Below are 17,453 nucleotides of genomic sequence, written 5' to 3'. Positions count from 1 at the left end.
CCTTGTTGCTCTCGGCGACCCCGCCGCCCGGACCGCGCCCCGCACAGGAGGTGCGGCTGTACGAGGAGGCCACCCGTCACCGCGGGCTGACCCCGCCGCGTACGCACCCCCTGGCCAGCATCACCTGGCTGGGCCCCGCGGCCTCCAACCCGGCGCTGGCCTACCGGGTCGGCGGCGATCCGGCCCATCTCGCGGAGAGCCGGCGCTGGATCGAGGCCGCGGTGCGGCTGCCCCACTGGGGCAAGGCCCATATGCCGGACCACGACCTGGACGCCGGCTGGCTGCTGCACCATCTGGCCCTGGCGTACAAGTGGATCGGCGACGACCTGCCGGACGGGGTCCGGGCGCTGCTGCGGTACAAGCTGCTGCTCCAGGGGCGGCGGATGTACGAGTTCGCGGTGGCGAGCGAGGGCCGCTGGTGGTCCTCGTCGTACTGGCAGAACCACAACTGGATCTGTTACGCGGGTCTGGCGACGGCCGGGTACGTGCTGGGCAAGGAGGAGTGGACCGAGCGCGCCAAGGACAATCTCGGCACCGTCCTCGATCTGATGCCGCAGGACGGCTCGCACGCGGAGGGGGTCGTGTACTGGCGCTACGGCGTGCCCTTCCTCGCCATCCACCTGGACCTCCTCCAGGAGGCCGAGGGCATCGACTGGTGGGACCGGGGCGGATTCATGTCCCACACCTTCCGCTACCGGCTGCACCAGACGGCGCCCGGTTTCGCGTTCAACGTCGACCACGGCGACTGCCACGACCGGCGCAGCGGCCACAGCGCCGGTCTCTACTACCGCCTCGGCGCGCAGTACGCGCTCCCGGAGGCCCAGTGGATGGGTGATCTGGCATCGGGCGAGCTGTTGTGGAAGGAGGCGGCCGAGAGCGGGGTGCGGCCGGGGATCCTGCCGGAGGCCTACCTCGAATACCTCTGGTACGACCCGTCGGTGCCGGCCGCCCGGCCCACCGAGACCCGGGCGTTCTTCCCGGACCTGGGGCTGCTGGCCGCGCGTACCGGGTGGGACGACGACGCCACCCTGGTGTCGTTCAAGGCCAGCCCGGGCGGTGGCCACCGGGCCTGGGAGACGGCCGCGAAGCACCGGGCCGAACAGGGATGGGAGACCCTGAACCAGGGTCACCACCACCCCGATTCGGGTTCCTTCGTGCTGGTCTCGCAGGGTGCGTTCCTGGCGGTGGACGAGGGCTACAGCAATCGCAAGCGGGCCGCCCACCACAATCTGCTGCTGGTGGACGGGCAGGGGTACGCGGACGAGGACCGGTACCACGTGTACCGGGACATCCCGTTCGAGCGGCAGGCCCGGCAGCGCGATGTGCTGGTCTCCCCCGACTGCGGATGGGCGCACGCCACGGCGGAGATCGCCGCGATGTACGACCCCGCGCTCGGCGTGCGGCGGCTGGACCGGACGCTGGTGTTCACCCCGTCGGGGCGGCTGGTGCTGCTCGACGTCGCCGAGGCGGAAGCGGCCGTTGAGTGGACGTTCCTGCTCCAGACCGACCGGCCCACCGAGGCCCTGCCCGACGGCAGCCGGCTGATCAGGTCCGGGGCGGCCACGGCGCGGGTGCGTCAGTTCGCGCCCACCGACGGCCGTGTCGTCTGCGAGGTCACCGAGGTGGTGGCCAATCCGACGTCCAGCACGCCGGAGCTGAGCCTCACCCGCACCCTGCACACGTTGCGTTCGACGACCGCCCGCTCCGCGGCGGGTCTGTTCCTCACGGCGATCGGGCCGGGCACACAGGCGGACGCGGCACGGGTCCCCTGCGCGGAAGGCCAGGGGGTGACCTTCGGTACGGAGACCGTGCTGCTCTCCCCCGTCGCCCGCCGGATCCGTACCGAAGGCGTCAGCGCCGACGCCGCGGCCGTACTGCTCACCTCGGGCGGGGCCCCGTACGTGGTGGCGGCCACCCGGCTCGAACGGGACGGCACGGTGCTTCTCGATGTGCCGGAACCGTACACAGGAAAGGTCGGCTGACCATGCAGGCAACCCTCTCGTCCAACTGGCCGACGCTGCTGCGGCGGCTGGAGTTCGTGGCCTACCCGGCCGCCGCCGGGGCCGCGTTCGTCGTGCTGTCGCTCGGAGTGGTGACCTGGCTGCCCGCGCTCGCCGCGATGGCGCACGGTCTCCAGCGGTGGCGGGCCGAGGGCGACAGCGGTTGCTTCACCAACACCTTCGCGTCCTTCCCCCGGTACTGGCGCTCCCTGTGGCGGCACGGGCTCGCCTCCACGGCGGCCGCGGCCGTCCTGACCGCCAACATCGTTCATCTGCTCGGCCGTTCGGAGCCCTGGACCTTCGTGCTGCTCGCCGCCCAGGCGGGCATAGCGGCCACCCTGGTCATCCACCATGTGGCGCTCGCCGCCGAGGCCGGCCGGGCGCCCGGAGCCACCGTCCGGAGCTGGACCCGCGGCGCTCTGGCGCTCGGCTTCGGCTCGGCCGCCCGGGGCACCGCCCTGCTCGGTGCGGTGGTCTCCGCCGTACTGCTCTCTCTCGTCGTACCGCTGGGGCCACTGCTTCTCGGCCCGAGCATTCCCGTACTGCTCGCTCTGTCCTTCGCTGATCCCAGGAGGCACACCCCATGAGCCACGCACTGCGCACCACCCTCGTCGCCGCGCTCGCCGCCGGCGCCCCGCTCGTCTTCCCCCCGCCGTCGGTGGCCGCTGCCGCCGCCACCGCGTACTACGTGTCGCCGTCCGGCAGCGACACCAACTCCGGTACGTCGGCGGGGTCCCCGTTCGCCACGATCCAGAAGGCGGTCGATCTGGCGCCGACGGGCGCGGTGGTGAACCTCGCCGCCGGTACGTACAAGCAGGATGTCGTGACCAAGCGCGCCGGAGTCACCGTCACGGGCCCGTCGAACGCCGTGCTGAAGGGCGCCGGTGACGCCCGGATCATTCAGGTGCAGCACGACTCGACCACGCTGAGCGGATTCACCGTGGACGGGCTGCACGGGTCGTCCGCCGATGTGTCCGGGTACCGCCTCAAGCTCATATATGTCATGAGCACGACCCCCGGCAACGGTGTGGGCGGTCTGCACATCACCGATATGACCCTGAAGAACGCGGCGGACGAATGTCTGCGGGTGCGCTACCTGGTGACCGGCGCCGACATCTCCGGCAACACCATCACCAACTGCGGCGTCGCGGACTTCAAGTTCGGCGGCGGCGGCAAGAACGGCGAGGGCATCTACCTCGGCACGGCCCCCGAGCAGCAGGGCGCGAACGGCGCCCCGGACGCGGCCCCCGACATCAGTCGCAACAACCGCATCCACCACAACACGATCGCCACCCAGGGCAACGAGTGCGTCGACGTGAAGGAGAACTCGACCGACAACTACGTCGAGTACAACGACTGCAGCGGCCAGCAGGACTCCAGCTCCGGCGGGCTCGACGCGCGGGGCAGCGGCAACATCTTCCGCTACAACACCATTCACGACAACGTCGGCGCGGGCATCCGGCTCGGCGGTGACACCGCCACCGACGGCACCGCCACCAGCGTCTACGGCAACACCATCACGGGCAACGCGGGCGGCGGCATCAAGTTCATGCGCACCCCGCAGGGCCCCGTCTGCACCAACACGATGAGCGGGAACACCGGCGGCGACGCGGTGGGCACCTACGGCAGCGAGTACACCCCGACCGGTGCGTGCCCGCAGTGACCGGGCGGGGGCCCGCGAGACGCGGGGTACTGACGGCGGCGGCCGGACTGGCAGCCGTCGCGGTGGCGGCGCCCGGCGCCCGGGCCGCCGACGGACCGGGCAGCGGTGCGCGCCGCTCGCGCTGGACGACCTCCTGGGCGACCGCGCAGACCGCGCCGACCGACACCGACCCGGTGGCGAGCGCCGGGCTGACGGACGCCACGTTCACCGCGAACGTCCGGCTGTCGGCCGGCGGACAGATCCGGCTGCGGTACGGGCACGCCTTCGGAACGGCGCCCGTGCTGATCGGCCCGGTGACCGCGGGCGGCAGGCCCGTGACATTCGGCGGGCAGCGGCAGGCGTGGCTCGCCGCCGGCGCCTCGCTGACCAGTGACGCGGTCGCCGGCCCGCGGGCCGCCGAGGCGTCCCTGCTGACCGTACGGACCGAACTGCCCGGCCCCACCGGGCCGTTGTCCTTCCACCGCAACACCCATGCCTCGCACGACGTCAATGGGGAGCGCACCACTTCGGTGTACCTGCTGACGGGCGTCGAGGTGACGGGCGCGCACGGGCCGGTGATCGCGGTGCTCGGCGACTCCATCGCCGAGGGCGTCGGCACACCCGACGACTCCGATCTGCGCTGGCCCGACCAGCTGGCCCGGCGGCTTCCCGGTGCGGCGGTCGCCGATCTCGGGATCAGCGGCAACCGGGTGCTGCTGAACGACGCCCGGTTCGGTCCCGGCGGACAGGCCCGCTTCGACCGCGACGTGCTGTCCCTCCCCGGGCTGCGGACCGTCCTGGTCCACCTCGGCGTCAACGACCTCCAGCAGCCGCCGAGCCAGACCGACCCCGCGCTCGTCCTGGCCGGCTACCGGCAACTGGTGCTGCGCGCCCGTGACTCCGGGCTGCGGGCGGTCGGGGCAACCATCGCCCCGTTCGGGGGCTGGACCCGCTGGACGCCCGACCTGGAAACGGTGCGGCTGCGGATCAACGCCGCGGTGCGCACCGGCCGGGTCTTCGACGCCGTGGCCGACTTCGACGCGGCCCTGCGCGACCCGGACCACCCGGAGCGGCTGCGGCCCGCGTACGACAGCGGCGACGGGCTCCACCCCAACCCTTCCGGCCATGCGGCGCTCGCCGCGGCCGTCGACCGCCGACACCTTCTGTGAGGGCAGCGCCATGAACCCAGGCACCACCCGGGGCACCAACGGCACCACCACCCGCCGCACCGTCCTGGCCGGTGCGGCGGCGCTCGGCGCGGCCGCCGCCCTGCCGCTCGTACTCCCGGCCGGCACCGCACAGGCCGCCGCCGGGGACACCGTCGTCGATGACGCCGCCTCCCTCCTCACCCGGTGGCACACCCTGCTCACCGGCGGCCCCGGTCTCGACCTCACGGACCCGCAGATCGCCGCGGCCGTGGCCAGGATCGGCCAGGCCGCGACGACCTCCGCCAAGGGCCTGGACCCGTCGCGTACCGACGGGCTGTTCCCGGATCTCACCAGCACCACGCTCTCCAACCACGTCACGACGTCGTTCAAGCGGCTCGCCACGGTCGCGACCGCGTGGGCCGTGCCCGGCACCCCGCAGTACGGCGACACCGCGTTGCGCGATCTGCTGCTGGCCGGCGTCGACTGGATGCTGACCAACCGCTACGGCCCCGGCCACACCCGCTTCGACAACGACTGGGACTGGGAGATCGGCTCCGCCCTCGCGCTCAACGACGCGACGGTGCTGCTCCACGACGCACTCGGCGCCGAGCGGCTCGCCCGGATCACCGCGGCTGTCCTGCACTACACCCCCGACCCGAACCTGTGGCGGGCCGACCGGCAGATCGCGACCGGCGCCAACCGGGTGTGGATCTCCACCGTCGTCGCCGTGAACGCCGTGCTCCGCGACAGCGGCGAGGACCTGGCCCGTGTCCGTGACGCTCTTTCGGACGTCGAGGGTTCGGGCGCCAACAGCGTCCTCGCCTTCAACGACGCGAGCGCGGCGGCCGAGGGCACCGGCGAGGGCTTCTACTCCGACGGCTCGTTCCTCCAGCACTACAAGCACCCGTACAACGGCGGCTACGGCAAGGAGCTGCTCAACAACCTCTCGCGGCTGCTGAACCTCCTCGCGGGTACGGCGTGGACGGTCACCGATCCCGACCTCGACAACGTCCGCGGCTGGGTCGACGAGGGCTTCGACCCGCTGCTGGCACGCGGCGACGTGATGGCGTCGGTGTGCGGGCGCGAGATCGCCCGCCCGAGCAAGCAGGGCCACGTCTCGGCGCAGACGGTCATCGAGGCGGTGGTCCGGCTGATCCCGGGCTTCCCCGGCGAGACCGCCGACCGGTTCACCGCCCTGGTCAAGCAGTGGATCGCCGAGGACACCTACCGGGACTTCCTCGCCGTCACCGACCTCGCCTCGCTCGTCGCCGCCCGGCAGGTCATCGCCTCGCCCGTACCGGCGCGCGGCCCGCTGGTCACCCACAAGCAGCACCCCAGGATGGACAAGGCTGCCCACCACCGGCCCTCGTTCGCGCTCGGCATCTCCGCGTACTCGTCCCGGATCTACAACTACGAGTCGATCCAGAACGAGAACCTGCACGCCTGGCACCTCTCCGACGGCATGGTGCTCCTCTACACGGACGACCTCGGCCACTACAGCGAGGACTACTGGCCGACAATCGACCCGACGCGGCTGCCCGGCACCACGGTCATCACCGGCCGGCCCGCCGACGCCGCGGGGCAGCGCACCACCAGCACCGCCGACTGGGCGGGCGGCGCCGCGCTGCCGGGGACGACGCTCGGCGCGTACGGCATGGAGCTCCGGGCGTACGGCAGTTCGCTGCACGGTCTGAAGAGCTGGTTCTGCCTGGACGACGTCATCGCCTGCGTCGGTTCGGGCATCACCGCCGACGCCGGTACGGCCGAGACCGTCGTGGAGAACCGGAAGCTGCGGGACCCGAAGGCCGCGCTGCTCGTCAACGGCGACGCCGCCCCGGCGGACACCGGCTGGTCGGCGCAGCTGGACGAGGTGCGGTGGCTGCATGTCGCCGGGACAGGCGGCTACGTCTTCCCCGAGCCCGTCACGCTGCACGGACTGCGCGAGGACCGGACCGCGACCTGGCGCGAGATCAACCTCAAGTACGGCACAGACACCTCCGTCACCCGCCCCTATCTGACGCTGTGGCAGGACCACGGAACCGCACCGAGCGGGGCGGGCTACTTCTGGCTGCAGGCCCCGGCCGCGTCCGCCGAGCGCACCAGGCAGTGGTCGTCCGCGCCGCCGGTGAAGCTGATCGCGGACTCCACCGCCGTGCACGCGGTACGCCGCTGCGCGGACGGACTGCTCGCCGCGAACTTCTGGGCCGCGGGGACCGCGCAGGAACTCACCGCGGACGGACCGGCCTCGGTCCTGGTGAGGCCCGAGGGAAAGACGGTGACCGTGTCGCTGTCGGACCCGACCCAGCTGCGGTCCTCCGTCGTGCTCGACCTGGCACTGCGGGGGCTGACCGTCGTCTCCGCGGACCCGGGTGTGAGCGCCGCACCGGCCGGCAGCGGCATCCGTATCACCGCCGACACCCGTGCACGCCACGGCGCAACCCTCCACCTCACCCTGAAGAGGAGCTAGACCCTTGCTGTTCGACATGCCGCTGGACCGGCTGCGCGACTACCGGCCGGAGCCGGAGGAGCCGGCCGACTTCGACGCCTTCTGGGAGAAGACCCTCGCCGAGACGGCCCGCCACGAGCTGGACGCCGAATTCGTCCCGTACGACGCCGGATTCGCCACCGTCGACGTCTTCGACGTGACGTTCCGCGGCTGGGGCGGACAGGCGGTGAAGGCGTGGCTGATGCTGCCCCGGGCCCGCTCGGGTCCGCTGCCCGCCGTCGTGCAGTACATCGGGTACAACGGCGGCCGGGGCATCCCGTACGCCTGGCTCACCTGGAGCGCCCTGGGCTACGCGCACCTGATCATGGACAACCGCGGTCAGGGCGGCGGCGGCAAGAACACCGCTGACACCGTGGACATCGGCCCCGACGGGAACGGCTCCTCCTCCCCCGGCTTCCTGACCCGGGGCATCGAGGACCCGTACCGGCACTACTACCGCCGGTTGATCACGGACGCGGTGCGGGCCGTCGACGCGGTGCGGGCGCACGACGCGGTGGACGCCTCACGGGTGGCGGTGCTCGGCGGCAGCCAGGGCGGCGGCCTCGCGCTCGCAGTGGCCGGGCTGCGTGACGACGTCGTGGCGACGGTCGCCGATGTGCCGTTCCTCTGCCACTACCGGCGTGCCTCGCAGATCACGGACGCGGGGCCGTACGCGGAGATCGCCCGCTGGCTGTCCGGGCACCGGTTCCGGATCGACGAGGCGATGGAGACCCTGTCCTACTTCGACGGGGTGAACTTCGCGGCGCGGGCCACCGCTCCGGCCTGGTTCTCGGTGGGGCTGATGGACAAGGTCTGCCCGTCGTCCACGGTGTTCGCCGCCTACCACCGCTATGCGGGCCCGGCGCAGATCGAGGTGTTCACGTACAACGGCCACGAGGGCGGCGCGGAGTACGACCTGCCGCGCAAGATCGAAGCCCTGCGCGGCGCGTTCGGGCGGTAGCGGGCACCGGTCACCGGCCCAGCGCCGCCATCGCGGCGTTGTGGCCGGGGACCCCGCTGACACCACCGCCGCGCACCGCACCGGCCCCGCACAGCAGGATGTTGGGGTGTGCGGTCTCCACGCCCCAGCGGCCGGTCGTCGCGGTGGCGTACGGGAAGGCGAGGTCCCGGTGGAAGATGTGGCCGCCGGGCAGCCGCAGATCGTGCTCCAGGTCCAGTGGCGTCTTCGCCTCGATACAGGGCTCGCCGTTCCCGTCGAGGGCCAGGCAGTGCGCGATCGGCTCCTCCAGGTGGGAGTCGAGCTCGGCGAGCGTCGCCCTGAGCAGGGCCGTGCGCGTCGCCTCGTTGTCCGCGGCGAAGAGCCGGGCCGGGGCGTGCAGGCCGAAGAGGGTCAGGGTCTGGTAGCCGCGGGCGGCGAGATCCGCGCCCAGGATCGAGGGGTCCGTCAGCGAGTGGCAGTAGATCTCGGACGGCGGGGCGGCGGGCAGCCGGCCCGCCGCCGCGTCCCGGTAGGCATCGGCCAGCTGCCCGTATCCCTCGGCGATGTGGAAGGTACCGGCGAACGCCTCGCGCGGGTCCACGGAGCGGTCGCGCAGCCGGGGCAGCCGGGTGAGCAGCATGTTCACCTTCAGCTGGGCCCCCTCGGCGGGTGCCGGCGGTTCGTCCCCGAGAAGCTCGGCGAGTGCCTGGGGCGAGGCGTTGACCAGGACGCGCCGCGCGCCGATGGTCCGCTCCCCGCCGTCCGCCCGTACCGTCACCTCGGCATGCGTCCCGTCGGTGTCGATGCGGATCGCCTCGTGCCCGGTGCGGATGTGCGCACCGGCAGCGCGGGCGGCCCCGGCGAGGGCGTCGGTGAGCGCGCCCATGCCGCCGACCGGCACGTCCCAGTCGCCGGTGCCGCCGCCGATGACGTGGTAGAGGAAACAGCGGTTCTGGAGCAGCGAGGGATCGTGCGCGTCGGCGAAGGTGCCGATCAGCGCGTCGGTGAGCACGACGCCGCGCACGAGGTCGTCGTCGAAGTTCTCCTCGACGGCGACGCCGATGGGCTCCTCGAAGAGCATCCGCCAGGCGTCCGCGTCGTCGATCCGCTCACGCAGTGCGTCGCGGGTGGGCAGCGGTTCGGTGAGGGTGGGGAAGACCCGCTCGGCGACCTGTCCGGTGCGGCGGTAGAAGCGCTGCCAGGCCTCGTACTCCCGGTCCGAGCCGGTGAGCGCGGCGAAGGAGCCGCGGGTGCCGTCGCCGCCGACGAGCAGCCCGGTGGCGCGCCCGCCGCGTACCGCCGGGGTGTACGAGGAGACGGTCCGCTTGCGTACGGCGAAGTCGAGGCCGAGCTCCCGGACGATCTTCCGCGGCAGCAGGGACACCAGGTACGAGTAGCGCGACAGCCGCGCGTCGACGCCCTCGAAGGGCCGGGTCGAGACGGCCGCTCCCCCGGTGGTGCCCAGGCGCTCCAGGACCAGGACGGACTGTCCGGCACGGGCGAGGTAGGCAGCGGCGACGAGACCGTTGTGGCCGCCGCCCACGATGACTGCGTCATAGCTGTCGGGTACGGGCATGGCTCTTGGTAACACGGACGACGGCCCCTGGCCAGAGCCGGTGCCGGGGTGCGCCGGTCAGGACGACGCAATGCCCCGTTGCTGTCGCAGCGCCGCGACCTGCCGGTACAGCTCGACCGCTTCCGTCCCCCGGCCGAGCTGTTCGAGGCAGTGCGCCTCGTCGTTGCGGCTCGCGAGTGCGTCGGGGTGGTCGGCGCCGAGCAGCCGGGTGCGCACCTCGGCGACCTGCCGGTAGGCGGTGAGCGCCTCGGCCCAGCGGCCGAGCCAGCCGAGACCGACGGCGACCTCGCGGCGGCTGACGAGGGTGTCGCGGTGGTCGGCGCCCAGGACGCGTTCGCGGGTCGCGCACACCTCGCGCGATTCGGCGAGCGCCTCCTCCCAGCGGGCCAGCCGGCCCAGGTTGACGCCCAGTCCGTGGCGGGCGCGGAGGGTCTCGGGGTCGGCGGGGCCGCTGACCCGGGTCCGGTCCTCGACGAGCACCCGGTACAGCTCCAGCGCCTCGGTGCTGCGGCCCAGCCGGCCGAGGCTGATGCCGACCTCGTAGCGGGCCGCGAGGGTGTCGGGGTGGTCGGCGCCCAGTACGTGCGAGCGGACCTGGACGACCTCCCGGTAGGTCTGCAGGGCCTCCGTCCACCGGCCGAGCCGGCCGAGTGTGTAGCCGACCTCGTAGCGGGTGACCAGAGTGTCGGGGTGGGTGGCGCCGAGCAGCCGGGAGCGGGCCGCCGCCACATCGCGGGCCATGCGGTACGAGTCCTCCAGCCGCCCGAGCCGGCTGAGGTTGAACGCCAGGTTGTGGCGGCAGCGCAGGGTGTCGGGGTGGTCGGGGCCCATCGAGCGTTCCCGGGACGCCAGGACGGCGGCGTAGACCTGGTGGGCCTCGAAGTGGCGGCCGAGCTGGCCCAGTACGTACGCCACCTCCTGGCGGGCCGCGAGGGTCTCGGCGTGGTCGGGGCCGAGGGTCCTTTCGCGGCCCTGGGCGACCCGGCCGAACTCCCGCAGCGCGTCCGCCGCGCGCCCGGTGCGGCTGAGGGTGAACCCGACCTCGTAGCGGCTGGAGAGCGTGTCGGGGTGGTCGGGGCCCAGCGCGTGCTCGCGTTCGGCGGCGACCGCCCGGTGGACCGCACCCGCCTCGTCCCAGTGGCCGAGTCGGCCCAGGTTGAGGCCGGCGCTGTGGCGACTGGCGAGTATCGCGAGGAGTTCCGGCGAGGGCGTGGGCCGCTCGGCCCCGGCCGGCGGTGCGGATCCGGTGCCGGTCCGCGGGCCGGCGGCGGTGGTCCACTCGCCGGTGGTCCACTCGCCGGTCAGGCCCGCCGAGTGGTCGGGCGGCGCAAGTCCCGGCGACGTGGTGCCCGTCGCCTTGATTCCGCTCGTCATGCCGCGGGTCCAGCCGGGCAGCCTGCCGGGGCCGGCGTGTCCGCCGGGACGCTCGACCGGGACGGGCGGCGCCAGCAGCACCCGACCGGTCGGCTCCAGGTGCGGCTGTTCGCCGGTGCGGCCGACGGCGATGCGGCGGCGCAGGTCACCGGCGTCGGCGGGCCGCTGCTCCGGGGTCTTGGCGAGCAGTTCCAGGACGACACGGTCGAAGAAGCCGGGGAGTTCGGCCCGGTGGCTGCGCAGGGGCTCCGGCTGGGTGTCCCGGTGTCCGACCAGGACGCCCCAGGCGTCGTCGAGGTCGAACGGCGGGGCTCCGGTAGCGATCTCGTACAGCACGCAGCCCAGCGAGTAGAGGTCGCTGCGGTGGTCGATCTGGCCGCCGCTGATCTGCTCGGGCGACATGTAGTGGGGGGTGCCCATGGCGATGCCGACGCCGGTGAGGCGTGAGGTGACGCTGATGTCGTGGCCGAGCCTGGCGATGCCGAAGTCGCAGATCTTCACCGTCCCGTCGGCCAGCCTCATGATGTTGGCGGGCTTGAGGTCGCGGTGGACGATGCCCTGCTGGTGGGTGTAGCCGAGGGCGTCGGCGACCTGTTCGGCGATGTCGACGACGTCGTCGACCGGCAGCGGATGCTGCTCGTTGTCCTCCAGGAGCTGGCTGAGGTTGCGGCCGTCCAGGAGCTCCATCACCAGGTAGAGCACGCCCTCGTGCTCGCCGAAGTCGTGGACGACGGTGACGCCCCGGTGCTGGAGCGCGGCGGCGACCCGGGCCTCCCGGCGGAAGCGTTCGCGCAGGATGCGGGTGAAGTCCTGGTCGTGCTGGGGGCCCATCGGCTTGAGGCATTTGACGGCGACCTGGCGGCCGAGCGATTCGTCGCGGGCACGCCACACCTCGCCCATGCCGCCGCGCCCGATCAGATCGAGCAGTCGGTACCGGCTCTGGATCAGCCTGGTTTCCGCCATCCCTGCTGTCGCCCCCGTCATTCCGCCTACTGTTGCTGCGCCCTCCCCGGCCCGTCCAGTATGGCCGCCTGCCTCTTCAGTTTGTACGGGTCGGGGCGGCTGCCGGGCCCCAGACGCGCCATCGCCTTCAGGATATGACCCGGCGGCAGCTGCCAGCGCAGCCGCGACGGAATGCCCCGCAGGAGGGTTCCCGTGGTGCGCAGACGGCGGTCGACGGTGGCGGCCGGCGGTGCGGGCCTGCCGTACAGCTCGTGGGCGTACGGGGGCAGCGACTCGTAGGCGAGCGTCGCGACGCGCCGCCACAGCAGGGCGCGCGCAGGCACCAGCAGGGGGTGGACCGGTGGCTTCCGCAGGAAGTCGTCGACGTCCAGCGCATCGGGCGAGGAGGCCAGTTGGGGCCGTATCCGCTCGAAGTAGGCGGCCAGCTGTGCGGTGGTCGCGGGTACGCCGGCCGGATCGAGGCCGACGAGCCGGGCACTGCGGCGGTGTTCGTCGATGTACCGGTCCGCCTGCGCGTCGGTGAGCGGGAAGCCGGAGCGCCGTTCGACCTGGAGGTAGGAGTCGGCCTCGGCGCAGTGGACCCACAGCAGCAGCGCGGGGTCGTCGACGCCGTATGTCTCGCCGGTGCGCGGGTCGGTGACCTTGAGGAGCCGGTGGATCCTGCGGACCCGGGCGCCCGCCTTCTCGGCGGCTTCGGTGGTGCCGTAGGTGATGGTTCCGACGAAGCCGGCCGTGCGCATCAGCCGGCCCCAGGCGTCCTTACGGAAGTCGGAAACCTGCATGACGCCGCGCACCGCGCGCGGGTGCAGCGCCTGGAGGTACAGGGCGCGCACCCCTGCCACCCACATCATCGGGTCGCCGTGCATCTGCCAGGTGACCGATTCGGGCCCGAAGAGCCCCGGGTCGGCTTCCGCCATGCAGTCGCGCCTCCCTCTCCCGTACCGCAGCACCGGCTTCCACACGCTGCGACCACGGCGAACCGGAACTCCGCCATCTCCGGCAGCCGGGCGGCCGTTCACCTCCACTGTCGGACTCGACCGCGCACCCGCACCCGGCTCACGGTCCACGCCAGAGATTGGCGAAGGCCGCGTTCTCGATGGACCGCCTCTGGCGTACGGCCTCCAGCTCCATCACCGCGTCATGGACGATCGCCACCACGGTCGTCACCGCCTCGTCATCGAAGCCGGGCTCGTCATCGAAGCCGGGCTCATCGTCGGATCGTTCGCCGTCGATGCCCACGACCGAGGCGAGGGCGGTCAGGACGGGTTCCTGCTCCTCCCAGCGGTCGACTGCCCGGCGGCGCGCGGGTGTGTCGGTCGCTTCCATCCGTTCCGGACCGAAGGACAGCCGGCCGCTTCGCTTGTGCGTCAGCTCACCGTCCTCCTCCAGGGCGGCCTGGTACGCGGCCGAGAGGTCTCGGCCCCGGCGCCACAGCCAGTCCTCGATCCGCTCGTAGGGCGCCTGCCGGGTGAGCCCTTCCGCAGCCTCGCCCATGAGCCGATCGTCCGGCGCCACCGGTGCACCCGGCACGATGCGGTCGCCGTCCACGGCGACCGCTCCCGCACCGATGAGATCGATCAGCTCGGCTCCCGCGAGTGCGAGCGACAGGTCACCCTGTCCCACGGAATGCTTCAGCCCAGGGTCCATGGCGATGGTGAACAGGTCTTTCGCCGTGGTCATGAACGGCTCCCCTCGGAGACATCGACAAAGGTGCGCCCCCGCCGGCCGGGCCCGCATCGGGGGCCGTCCCGGCGGCGGACGACTGTCACGACCAGTATCGCCCCCCGCCCACGCGGCCGAAGCCTTTTCGCAGGGCGGTGGGAGTGTCTGCCGACCACGCCGGATCAGCGGGCCCTCGCTGTACTGGATCGCCTGAGCCGGTCTCGGTCCGGCCCGGCCCGGGGTGAGGCCGCTGCGCGGCCGGGCAGGCGCCTACCCGTGGGAGCTGATCACACCGCCGGCGCTGAGCACGATGTATACGGCGTTGGCGTCGAGCCCGACATCGTGCCCCTTCGTCTCCAGCGTGGCCTCCACCGCGCCCTCGTTGCCGAGGATCTGCGCGCGGTACCTCAGTTCGCCGATCTTGGTGACCTTCGCCGTCCAACCGCCCGCGAGCTTGAAGGTCCCCGGTCCGGAGTGTCCACCTCCCATCCAGGAATGGACCTCGCCACCCAGCGTGAGTACGACGAACATGTCGTTGGCGTCGAGCCCGGCGTCGTGCCCCTTCGTCTCCAGCGTGGCCAGAACCGAACCCCGGCTGACGATCTTGAGGCGGTAGTGCTGTTCACCGAGCTCGTAGATCTCGGCCTTGCTGCCGTCGGCCAGGGTCTGGGTTCGAACCGGGGACGCCGCCTTGACCGTCACGGCCGGTGCGCTGGCGCGATGTGCGGCGGGCGTCCCGGTATGCACGCTGCTGCGGACCTGTTCGGCGCTGGTCCTGGCCTTGCCCGAGCCGGTCTCGGCGCCGCTGGGCGCGCCACCGTTGCCGGTGGAGAGGGAGGCGGAGCCGGAGACGTTCTGCCCCGAGCCGGCGGCTGCGGCGTTGCCCCCGCTCTGGCAGGCGGTCAGCGAGAGTGCCGCAGCGGCGGCGACGGCCACCAGACCGGCGGTACGGGCGGCACGGGCGGCACGGGCGGCACGGCGAGTGGTCATGATCGAAGCCTCCATGGGATATCGGGATGCGGCACCTGCGCCTGGGACTGCTCCCGCAGGACGTCCGGCCGGATCTGCTGTTCAGTGCACCCCGTGAGACGGCACTCGGGCCGGAGTTGTTCACCCAATTCTTGTCCGCAGTTGGTAACAGATGAAATGGGCACGATTGTCCGTGAGGGCCCGGACGCGGTTCTGGTGCCGGACTGAGCGGTGCTCAGGCAGGCTGACCTGCATGGTCTCGGTAGCACAGAACGTAGCGAGTCCGATCGGGCCGCGACGTCTCCCTGAAAGTACGTTCCTCTGGTGCGGGATCGACGGATGTGGTGCGCAGCGGACCGGCCGTCCGGGATCACCTCCGGCTTCGTGTGTGAGCAGGTCCGGCGGCGGATCGGGCGGCCGGAGGACCACCGTGGTGGATTTCGGCGACTGTCAGATGATGTCCGCGCAGGCGCGGCCGACCGCTTCGGTCCGCTGGTCCGACGACGACGGAGCTTCGAGCCAGCCCAGCCGTGCCGCATGGAAGCCCGGCTGTATGCGATTCCGCACTTCTGCTGTGTCCATCAGGTGCCGGATCCGGCGCTGCACCGTTCGCAGCGAAGTGCGCGGCAGGGTGGCGATCGCGTGGTCGGTGAGGCCGGTCAGCGACAGGCCGAGGATCTGTGCCGTGTTGTCCAGCCCCAGGTCCAGGTCGTACCGGAGGAAGGTCAACGGCTCCGGACGGCACGATCCGGGATCCTTGACAATGGCGTGGCAGGCGCCGCCTCCTCGAGCGCCTTGCCGGCCTTGCCCGGCGCGCCCGAGTAGGTCGCGATCAAGGGAACGGCGGGGCGGTGCGCGTCGTCGTAGCCGCACTCGACCAGCTTGGTGACGTTGAACAGCTCGCGGTCGAGACGGGCTGCTCCCCCGCGGCCGAGGCCCTCACCCTGCCCCGGACGGATGCCCTCGGCGCCGACGGCGCGGTGAGGATCGGCTTCGTCGGCACCGAGGGCAACGCCGGCCGGCGTGCCACCGCCCCGATCCGGGTGGAGCGCGGTTTCGCCACGGCGTACCGCCACCTCCGACGAGGTCCACACCTTCGCCATGCACCGCATCACTGGCGTCGCGGAGCTGACCGGAAGCCCCCTCCCGAGGTCGGCGCTCAGCCTCCTTCGGCTTCCCGGCGCACGGTAGCGGCGATGTGGGTGAGTGCGGCCCCGAGGTGGCGGCGCTGGGCGGCGCTGAGCGGATCGAACACGAGCCGCTTCACCTGCGCGACGTGCTCCGGTGCGCTCTCGACGAGCTTCTGCCGACCGGCGTCGGTCAGGGCAGCGAGGGTGTATCGACCGTCGCTGGGGTCGGGTCGGCGGGCGACCCAGTCGCGGGCTTCGAAGCGGTCCATCACCTTCGACAGGCGGGGCTGGGTGCTGTCGCAGACCCTGGCCAGTTCGCTGAGCCGCATCGTGGCCTCGTCGGCCATGGACAGCTGGGCCAGCACCCCGTACTCGAAGTTGGAGATGCCGGCGTCTCGCTGCAGCTGGCGGTCGAGGGCCGCCGGGAGGGCGATGACGACCGTGAGCAGCGCCTGCCACAGGTCCTGCTGGTCGTCGTCGAGCCAGGGTGACTGGGTGTCCATAAGCCCCATCATACTTGCCCGGGCAACTCACGTCACTTGCCCAGGCAACCCTTGGCGGGCTACCTTTCGACTTGCCCCGGCAAGTAAAAATACTTGCCGGGGCAAGTGAAGGAGCTGATTTCGACGACCACCACGAGCAGCCGGACCTCCCCTGACGGCCTGACTTCCCCCTTCCCGTCGCGCACACCAGCCGCGGCATATGACGACCTCCTTGCCCGGGTCCTGCCACAGGCGCGCGAGCATCGGGTGTGGAACCCCTCCGACGGTTCCCTGCCCAGCCTCTTCGTCAGCCACGGTGCCCCGTTCACCCTCGACGATCCGCAGTGGCTCAACGACCTCTTCGACTGGGCCCGGTCGATGCCCAAACCCCGGGCCGCCGTCGTCGTCTCGGCCCACTGGGAACGGGCACCGGCCGCGATGTCCCGAGCCTCGGCCGGCGCCCCGCTCCACTACGATTTCAGCGGCTTCCACCCCCGTTACAAGACCCTTCCCTACGCGACCCCGGACGCCGGCGACCTGGCTCGGCGACTCACGGGCCTGCTGGGCCGGACGCCGGTGCACGAGTTCGCCGACCGCGGCCTCGACCACGGCGCCTTCATCCCGCTCATGGCCATGTACCCCGCGGCCGATGTCCCGGTCGTGCAGCTGTCGATGCCCAGCCTCGACCCCAGCGCTCTGCTCCAGCTCGGGACACGCCTGCGGCCCCTGCGCGAAGAGGGCATCCTCGTTCTCGGCTCGGGCTTCATGACGCACAGCTTCGCCGTCTTCCGCCGGCCGGAGCTCGCCGCCGACACCACGGCCTTCGACGAATGGGCTGTTGACGCCCTCACCCGGGGCGACGCCGACGCCCTCACCGACTACCGCAACAAGGCGCCCGGTGCCACGGTCGCCCATCCGACGGCTGACCACTTCGTCCCGCTGCTGCTCGCCGTCGGCGCCGCCGATGACCCCGGCAGCGCCGTGAGTGCCATCAACCGCATGGTGATGGGCAACTCCACCCGGTCGGTGCGGCTGACCTGAGCGCCCCGAGGTGCTTCACCTTCCCGCCTGATCGCCTCATC

Annotated in this window: 15 protein-coding genes; 7 read left to right on the top strand and 8 right to left on the bottom strand. The window is 72.2% G+C overall.

The window, feature by feature from the left end; genetic code table 11:
• Positions 1 to 2: 2 nt before the first annotated feature.
• The 6 genes from OG322_RS36545 to OG322_RS36520 are packed head-to-tail and all read left to right on the top strand — an operon-like array spanning position 3 to position 8,236.
• Positions 3 to 1,982: a hypothetical protein gene (locus OG322_RS36545; protein WP_329307505.1), complete on the top strand. Its 1,980-nt coding sequence runs from the start codon at positions 3 to 5 to the stop codon at positions 1,980 to 1,982.
• Between the two features lie 2 nt (positions 1,983 to 1,984).
• Positions 1,985 to 2,587: a DUF624 domain-containing protein gene (locus OG322_RS36540; RefSeq protein ID WP_123466943.1), complete on the top strand. Its 603-nt coding sequence runs from the start codon at positions 1,985 to 1,987 to the stop codon at positions 2,585 to 2,587.
• Positions 2,584 to 3,663, top strand: a complete 1,080-nt coding sequence (locus OG322_RS36535; RefSeq protein WP_266412879.1) for a right-handed parallel beta-helix repeat-containing protein — start codon at positions 2,584 to 2,586, stop codon at positions 3,661 to 3,663. The genes OG322_RS36540 and OG322_RS36535 overlap by 4 nt, the downstream gene beginning before the upstream one ends.
• Positions 3,651 to 4,811: a GDSL-type esterase/lipase family protein gene (locus OG322_RS36530; protein ID WP_329307504.1), complete on the top strand. Its 1,161-nt coding sequence runs from the start codon at positions 3,651 to 3,653 to the stop codon at positions 4,809 to 4,811. Before OG322_RS36535 ends, OG322_RS36530 begins: the two co-directional genes overlap by 13 nt.
• The gene (locus OG322_RS36525; RefSeq protein ID WP_260147274.1) at positions 4,768 to 7,257 is read left to right on the top strand and encodes a polysaccharide lyase 8 family protein; all 2,490 of its coding nucleotides are present in this window, start codon (positions 4,768 to 4,770) and stop codon (positions 7,255 to 7,257) included. The genes OG322_RS36530 and OG322_RS36525 overlap by 44 nt, the downstream gene beginning before the upstream one ends.
• Positions 7,258 to 7,261: 4 nt before the next feature.
• On the top strand, positions 7,262 to 8,236 hold the full coding sequence (locus OG322_RS36520; RefSeq protein WP_123466949.1) for an acetylxylan esterase: 975 nt from the start codon (positions 7,262 to 7,264) through the stop codon (positions 8,234 to 8,236).
• A 10-nt stretch (positions 8,237 to 8,246) separates the two neighbouring features.
• Here the strand turns inward: OG322_RS36520 and OG322_RS36515 are convergent, their stop codons facing one another.
• The 8 genes from OG322_RS36515 to OG322_RS36480 form a co-directional block, all read right to left on the bottom strand.
• Positions 8,247 to 9,791, bottom strand: a complete 1,545-nt coding sequence (locus OG322_RS36515; protein ID WP_266412877.1) for a phytoene desaturase family protein — start codon at positions 9,789 to 9,791, stop codon at positions 8,247 to 8,249.
• Positions 9,792 to 9,848: 57 nt separating this feature from the next.
• Complete coding sequence (locus OG322_RS36510; RefSeq protein ID WP_329307503.1) at positions 9,849 to 12,128, bottom strand: serine/threonine-protein kinase; 2,280 nt, start codon at positions 12,126 to 12,128, stop codon at positions 9,849 to 9,851.
• Positions 12,129 to 12,154: 26 nt separating this feature from the next.
• The gene (locus OG322_RS36505) at positions 12,155 to 13,045 is read right to left on the bottom strand and encodes an oxygenase MpaB family protein (RefSeq protein WP_124286376.1); all 891 of its coding nucleotides are present in this window, start codon (positions 13,043 to 13,045) and stop codon (positions 12,155 to 12,157) included.
• A gap of 139 nt (positions 13,046 to 13,184) precedes the next feature.
• The gene (locus tag OG322_RS36500; RefSeq protein ID WP_329307502.1) at positions 13,185 to 13,808 is read right to left on the bottom strand and encodes a GOLPH3/VPS74 family protein; all 624 of its coding nucleotides are present in this window, start codon (positions 13,806 to 13,808) and stop codon (positions 13,185 to 13,187) included.
• Positions 13,809 to 14,060: 252 nt separating this feature from the next.
• On the bottom strand, positions 14,061 to 14,780 hold the full coding sequence (locus OG322_RS36495) for a hypothetical protein (RefSeq protein ID WP_329307501.1): 720 nt from the start codon (positions 14,778 to 14,780) through the stop codon (positions 14,061 to 14,063).
• A gap of 429 nt (positions 14,781 to 15,209) precedes the next feature.
• Positions 15,210 to 15,488 carry a hypothetical protein gene (locus OG322_RS36490; protein ID WP_329307500.1) on the bottom strand — a complete coding sequence of 93 codons (279 nt, stop codon included), beginning with the start codon at positions 15,486 to 15,488 and terminating at the stop codon, positions 15,210 to 15,212.
• Positions 15,485 to 15,862, bottom strand: coding sequence for a hypothetical protein (locus OG322_RS41770; RefSeq protein WP_405702704.1), 378 nt, complete (start codon positions 15,860 to 15,862; stop codon positions 15,485 to 15,487). Before OG322_RS41770 ends, OG322_RS36490 begins: the two co-directional genes overlap by 4 nt.
• Before the next feature lie 56 nt (positions 15,863 to 15,918).
• Positions 15,919 to 16,392, bottom strand: a complete 474-nt coding sequence (locus OG322_RS36480; RefSeq protein ID WP_123466964.1) for a MarR family winged helix-turn-helix transcriptional regulator — start codon at positions 16,390 to 16,392, stop codon at positions 15,919 to 15,921.
• 105 nt (positions 16,393 to 16,497) lie between these two features.
• Here OG322_RS36480 and OG322_RS36475 point away from each other — a divergent pair, with 105 nt between their 5' ends.
• Positions 16,498 to 17,412: a DODA-type extradiol aromatic ring-opening family dioxygenase gene (locus tag OG322_RS36475; RefSeq protein WP_329307499.1), complete on the top strand. Its 915-nt coding sequence runs from the start codon at positions 16,498 to 16,500 to the stop codon at positions 17,410 to 17,412.
• Positions 17,413 to 17,453 lie beyond the last annotated feature (41 nt).

Source organism: Streptomyces sp. NBC_01260, from assembly GCF_036226405.1.
Classification (GTDB): Bacteria; Actinomycetota; Actinomycetes; order Streptomycetales; family Streptomycetaceae; genus Streptomyces; species Streptomyces laculatispora.
Note: the sequence above shows the minus strand (reverse complement) of the source record. Positions and strands in the feature narration are given on the sequence as shown.